This window comes from Emticicia fluvialis, from assembly GCF_024793945.1.
Taxonomy (GTDB): domain Bacteria; phylum Bacteroidota; class Bacteroidia; order Cytophagales; family Spirosomataceae; genus Emticicia; species Emticicia fluvialis.
Genome location: NZ_JANUSD010000015.1, coordinates 153115 through 159114 on the forward strand (window position 1 = coordinate 153115; position 6000 = coordinate 159114).

General features: G+C 42.8%; 6 protein-coding genes. 5 read left to right on the forward strand and 1 reads right to left on the reverse strand.

From position 1 onward, the window contains the following. Positions 1–116 precede the first annotated feature (116 nt). The gene (locus tag NZ848_RS17315) at positions 117–1721 is read right to left on the reverse strand and encodes an acyl-CoA carboxylase subunit beta (protein WP_259016555.1); all 1605 of its coding nucleotides are present in this window, start codon (positions 1719–1721) and stop codon (positions 117–119) included. Positions 1722–1863: 142 nt separating this feature from the next. Between NZ848_RS17315 and NZ848_RS17320 the strand changes: the two genes are divergently transcribed. The 5 genes from NZ848_RS17320 to NZ848_RS17340 all read left to right on the forward strand — a co-directional run bounded on the left by NZ848_RS17320 (position 1864) and on the right by NZ848_RS17340 (position 5860). After that, positions 1864–3012 (forward strand): acyl-CoA dehydrogenase family protein, encoded by a 1149-nt coding sequence (locus NZ848_RS17320; RefSeq protein WP_259016556.1) that lies wholly within the window; start codon positions 1864–1866, stop codon positions 3010–3012. A 5-nt stretch (positions 3013–3017) separates the two neighbouring features. After that, complete coding sequence (locus NZ848_RS17325) at positions 3018–3848, forward strand: hydroxymethylglutaryl-CoA lyase (RefSeq protein ID WP_259016557.1); 831 nt, start codon at positions 3018–3020, stop codon at positions 3846–3848. After that, complete coding sequence (locus NZ848_RS17330; RefSeq protein ID WP_259016558.1) at positions 3848–4672, forward strand: enoyl-CoA hydratase/isomerase family protein; 825 nt, start codon at positions 3848–3850, stop codon at positions 4670–4672. Before NZ848_RS17325 ends, NZ848_RS17330 begins: the two co-directional genes overlap by 1 nt. A 122-nt stretch (positions 4673–4794) precedes the next feature. Beyond that, a complete protein-coding gene (locus NZ848_RS17335) occupies positions 4795–5259 on the forward strand; it encodes a DinB family protein (protein ID WP_101727018.1) in 465 nt (154 codons plus the stop codon). 46 nt (positions 5260–5305) lie between these two features. Next, entirely contained in the window at positions 5306–5860 is a 555-nt protein-coding gene (locus tag NZ848_RS17340) for a DinB family protein (protein ID WP_101727017.1), read from the forward strand. The last annotated feature ends 140 nt before the right edge of the window (positions 5861–6000 follow it).

Consider the following 6000-nt stretch of genomic DNA (forward strand, 5'->3'; position numbering starts at 1 on the left):
ATGTAGTGCCATAAACCAGCCCCGTCAATTTTTCTGCCTGTCTACAATAAATAGCCACCCCTCCTCAAAAAAGGAGAGGAAACTAAAACGCAAAAACTACAGTGGATAGATAAACTTCAGGTTTGTATCACCCCAACATTGTATCGCCTGGTAATAGGGGCATGGTTGGCGGCTTCAATACCTGCTGATATAATTTTACGTGTCTCCAGCGGGTCAATTACGCCATCTACCCATAGGTTTGCTGCGGCATAATAAGGGCTAAGCTGAGAGTTATATCTGTCGGTAATGGTATTCAGTAACTCCTGTTCTTTCTCGGTTGTAATGTCAATTCCCTTTGCTTTTAATGTAGCCTGTTGTATCTGCAATAGTGTTTTGGCAGCAGATGCCCCGCTCATGACGGCCATCTGGCCGGTTACCCAAGAGTAAATCAGGCGGGGGTCATAGGCTTTGCCACACATGGCATAGTTACCTGCCCCGTAAGAATTACCCACAATAAACGTAAACTTTGGCACCACTGAGTTGGCCATGGCGTTCACCATTTTGGCGCCGTCTTTAATAATACCTCCGTGTTCAGAGCGGCTACCTACCATAAAGCCGGTTACATCCTGCAAAAAAACCAAAGGTATTTTCTGCTGATTACAATTCATAATAAACCGGGCGGCTTTATCGGCGCTGTCGGAGTATATAACCCCGCCCATCTGCATCTCGCCTTTTTTTGATTTCACTATCTTGCGCTGATTAGCCACAATGCCTAAAGCCCAGCCATCAATTCTTGCCAGGCCGCACAGTAGCGTTTGCCCGTAACCTTTTTTGTATTGGTCAAATTCAGAATTATCTACTATACGTTCAATAATCTCTACCATATCATAAGGTTTTGAACGGTCGGCGGGTAGAATCTGATAGATTTCTTTCGGGTCTTTTTTAGGCAAAACGGTTGCCTTTCTGTCGAAACCAGCCCTGGGGTTATGGCCCATTTTATCAAATATCTTTCTGATTTCATCCAGGCATGATTTATCATCAGGAAATTTGTTGTCGGTAACACCTGAAATTTCAGAATGTGTACTTGCGCCGCCCAGCGTTTCATTATCGATGTCTTCGCCGATAGATGATTTAACCAGGTAAGAGCCAGCCAGAAAAACCGACCCGGTGCCTTCAACAATCAGTGCGTAGTCTGACATAATGGGTAAATAAGCCCCGCCAGCTACACAACTACCCATAATGGCCGCTACCTGTGGGATACCCATTGACGACATTTGGGCATTGTTTCTGAATATCCGCCCGAAATGCTCTTTGTCAGGAAAAACCTCTGCCTGCATGGGTAAGTACACACCGGCTGAATCGACCAGATAAATAATGGGCAGTTGGTTTTCCATGGCAATTTCCTGCGCTCGCAGGTTTTTCTTAGCCGTTATCGGAAACCACGCTCCGGCTTTCACCGTAGCATCGTTTGATACAATCACGCACATTTTGCCGCTTACATAGCCAATGCCGCAAACCACGCCACCATTCGGGCATCCACCGTCTTCTTCGTACATACCGTCGCCTGCAAATACCCCAAATTCTGTCAATTCTGTTTCTTTATCTATCAGGTATTCTATTCTTTCGCGGGCAGTCATTTTGCCTTTTGCCTTATGCGCCTGAATTTTTTTCAAACCACCACCCAGTTTTATTTGTTCTGTCTTCAGGTGCAATTCTTCTATCAATGTCTCTATATTTTGCATAATCGCTCATTCTTTAACGTTAGTAGAACAAAATATTAATATTATTTCTTAGTATTTAACAATTTATTTGCAAAGATGTTAAATAGTTGTCAAAAAAATAATTAGTATTGCAACTAATTTATCAACAAACCTTTATAAAGATATGACAGTTTTTGGAATTGATACAGACCAGCAGTTAGAAATGATCAGGCAAAGCGCTAAAGACTTTGCCGAAAACTATATACGCCCACATGTTATGGAGTGGGACGAAGCACAGATTTTTCCCACAGAGCTGTTCCACAAAATGGGTGAATATGGTTTTATGGGTGTGCTGGTACCGGAAACCTTCGGAGGCTCAGGTCTTGGGTATCAGGAGTACATCAGCATAATTGATGAAGTAGCACAGGTTTGCGGCTCAATCGGGCTTTCGTTAGCGGCGCATAACTCATTATGCACCAATCATATAATCACTTTCGGAAACGAAGCACAGAAGCAGAAATACCTGCCTAAACTGGCAACCGGCCAATGGATTGGCGCATGGGGCCTTACTGAAACCGGAACAGGCTCTGATGCCGGAGGAATGGCCACTACAGCCATTGAAGATGGCGATTTTTTTGTGCTTAATGGCTCAAAAAACTTTATTACCCATGCCATCAGCTCTGAAGTAGCCGTGGTTATTGCCCGCACAGGAGAAAAAGGAGATTCGCACGGTATGACGGCTTTTATTATCGATAAAGGCACGCCCGGGTTTTCGGCTGGTAAGAAAGAAAACAAACTGGGCATGCGCGCCAGTGAAACCGCCTGTCTGTTTTTTGATAACTGCCGCGTGCCTAAAGACCATATCCTTGGAAAAGTAGGCGAAGGCTTTGTGCAGTCGCTTAAAATACTCGATGGAGGCCGTATTTCGATAGCCGCGTTATCATTAGGCATTGCCAAAGGTGCACTAAATGCGGCCTTAAAATATGCACAGCAAAGAGAACAATTCGGTAAGCCTATCGTCAGTTTTCAGGGTGTAAGTTTTAAACTTGCTGAAATGGCCACTAAAATTGAAGCCGCAGAACTACTGACCAGAAAAGCTGGTTTTCTTAAAGATAACCATCAAACGGTAACTAAGGTATCGGCCATGGCCAAGTTATTTGCCTCTGAAACCGCAGTAGAAGTAGCCAATGAAAGCGTTCAGATACATGGCGGTTATGGTTATACGAAGGACTATCCGGCTGAAAAATATTACCGCGATGCCAAACTTTGCACCATTGGTGAGGGTACATCTGAGATACAAAAGGTTGTGATAGCTAGAGAAATTACCAGATAAATACCATGAAAATAATAGAATGCCCACGCGACGCCATTCAGGGAATAAAGCACTTTATATCTACTGAAAAAAAAATTGAGTACATTAACCAACTGCTTGCAAGCCGGTTGTTTGATACCATCGACTTCGGCAGTTTTGTGTCGCCCAAGGCAATTCCACAAATGGCCGATACCAGCCAGGTTATAGCAGGCCTCAATACTACTGCAACCGACACCAAATTACTGGCTATTATTGCCAATGAGCGTGGTGCGCAAGAAGCCGCTCAATATGAGGCAATTACTTATCTGGGGTATCCGTTTTCGGTATCTGAGACATTTCAGTTGAGAAATACAAATGCTACCATTGCCGAGTCGCTGGAAAGGGTAAGGGCCATTCAGGATATTTGTGTAAAAAACAATAAGCAGCTGGTAACTTATATATCAATGGGCTTTGGTAACCCTTATGGCGATGAATGGAATGCTGAAATTGTTTTGGAATGGATACAAAAACTGAAAACACTGGGATTAGAAATTTTCTCTCTCTCTGATACCGTCGGGGTGGCAAATCCTGAAACCATCAGCTATTTGTTCGGAAATTTGAATCTGCATTATCCGGAACTTGAATTCGGTGCGCATCTGCACACCACGCCTGAGACCTGGAAAGAAAAAATTGAAAGCGCTTATGATGCCGGTTGCAGGAGATTCGACGGAGCTTTGCTTGGATATGGTGGGTGCCCGATGGCCGCAGATGAGCTGGTTGGGAATATGCCAACCGAAAATTTACTTAATTTCAAGTCGGAAACTGACTATAACTCAATCAATTCGCTTAAATTAGCTTTCCAAAACCTGATTAACTGATGTTTTTTTCAGATGCAGACGTGGCACGTTTTCCTGATATTGATTTGATGCTGATAAAGACAGAACAAAAAAATAATGTCTTTAGCATTACGCTTAACCGGCCGGAAAAACGGAATGCCTTTACCCCGACCATGGTGCACGAAATGGCCCTGGCAATTGCTTATGCTCAGGCAAATGATACCATCTGGTGCGTTCTATTGCAGGCTGAAGGACCTGTTTTTTGTGCGGGTATGGATTTGCATGTTTTTCAGAACCCCCGGCTGGATGTGGTAAATACACAATTACCGGCGTTGGCCAGGGAAGTTACGCTGGGCGATGTGTTTAGGTCTCTTTATAAACCAAGCATAGCCATTGTTAAAGGCGATGTGCTGGCAGGTGGATTTATGATAACAGGTGGTTGCACATTTGTAATAGCCACACAAGAGGCAAACTTTAGTTTGCCTGAAGTAAAAAGAGGGGTTTTCCCGATGCAGGTAATGGCTGCATTATTGAAAATCATGCCTCCGCGAAAGGTACTGGAGCTGTCTATACTTGGCAGAAAGTACACGGCCAAAGAGGCGCTTGATTTAGGAATCGTTACGCATATTTCAGCTGCTGACAGCATTGATATGGATACTTGTGCATTGATTGAGACCATCCTGAGTGGGTCTCCTTATGCTATCAGAAAGGGAATAGAAGCTTATCATCAATTAGCCAATGTACCTGAAAATGAACAAAATCAATTTCTTTTGGGTTTGCTGAAAGAAATACGCGATTCGGCAGATGCACAGGAGGGAATACTTGCTTTTAAAGATAAAAGACCCCCTGTGTGGCAAAACAAGTGAAATGAACCCGATAAATTTCATAAATATTTTATAATAGCTAACAATTCGCGTCTTTCCTTTTTCCGCAAATTTGCAGTGCGGAAATTAAATGCTATTTTTGGCGAAAATTAAGAGTGGTGCTTATGAATCGTAATGAGCTTGATAGGATTATCGACAATTTGGATGTTGTTTTCAGAGGAGATGCCTGGCATGGGCCGTCTGTTATGGAATTTATGAACTCCATGTCTTTAGATGTGGTTGACGTGAAAAAAGAATACTCCAAACATACTATTTGTCAGATAGTGTACCATTTAGGAGCCTGGAGAAAGTTTGTTCTGGAAAAACTTGATGGCAACATCAGGTATGATCTGGTAACGGACGAAGACAACTATGGCACTGAGGAAGATATCACCAAAAGCAACTGGCCAAGGCTGGTTGAGCAACTGCGGGCAAATCAGGAAGCATTGCTGAATAAACTTGATGAATTTGACGATACCCTGCTTGTTAAGCTCGTACCCGGGCAGGATTACGACTATTATAAGTTGCTTACCGGCCTCATACAGCACGATACCTACCATTTAGGTATGATTTGGGTGCTTTGGGAATAATAGCCAGCCTTTTACTAAAGAAAAAATAGAATAGATTTATAAGATAATGGAAGAACTACAAACAAAAGAAATAGACAGAATTAAAACTTTATTGAATGCCGCTTTTCATGGTGGCTCGTGGCATGGTCCGTCGGTTTTAGAGAATGTGAAAGATATAAAGCCTAAAATCGCCGGAGCGCGTCAGAAAGGAATTCATACTATTGCTGAATTAGTTTACCATATGACCACCTGGAGAATCTTCGTTTTAAAGAAGATTCAGGGTGAAGCGGATTTTGACATCAAAACTGAGAAGCAAAACTGGGGTAATTTAAAAGAGATTGACGAGTTTGAGTGGGAGACCCTTCAGATGGAATTGACGCTGAGCCATGATGAATTGATGAACAGTCTGGAAGAAAAAGATGATAGTTTTCTGCTGGAAATAGTGCCGGGTAGCGAATATGATTTCTATACCCTGCTGCATGGTATTATTAACCATGATTTGTACCATAACGGGCAGATAGGTATTCTGAAAAAAATGGCCCCGAAAGCAAGCAAATTTGATGACGAGGAAGACGCACCAAGCAGCCGTTATTTTAGTGATGAATTCGGCGACGAGTATTAAGGAAGTGTTATAAAAATGAGGCTGTCTAAAAAGGTCTAAAAATAGGAATCCCCGGTCAAAAAAGACGCGGGGATTTTTCTTTGTTCCTCTAAAAAGTGTTATCTTAGAGGTGCAACACAAAGAGAAGATGAAGATACATT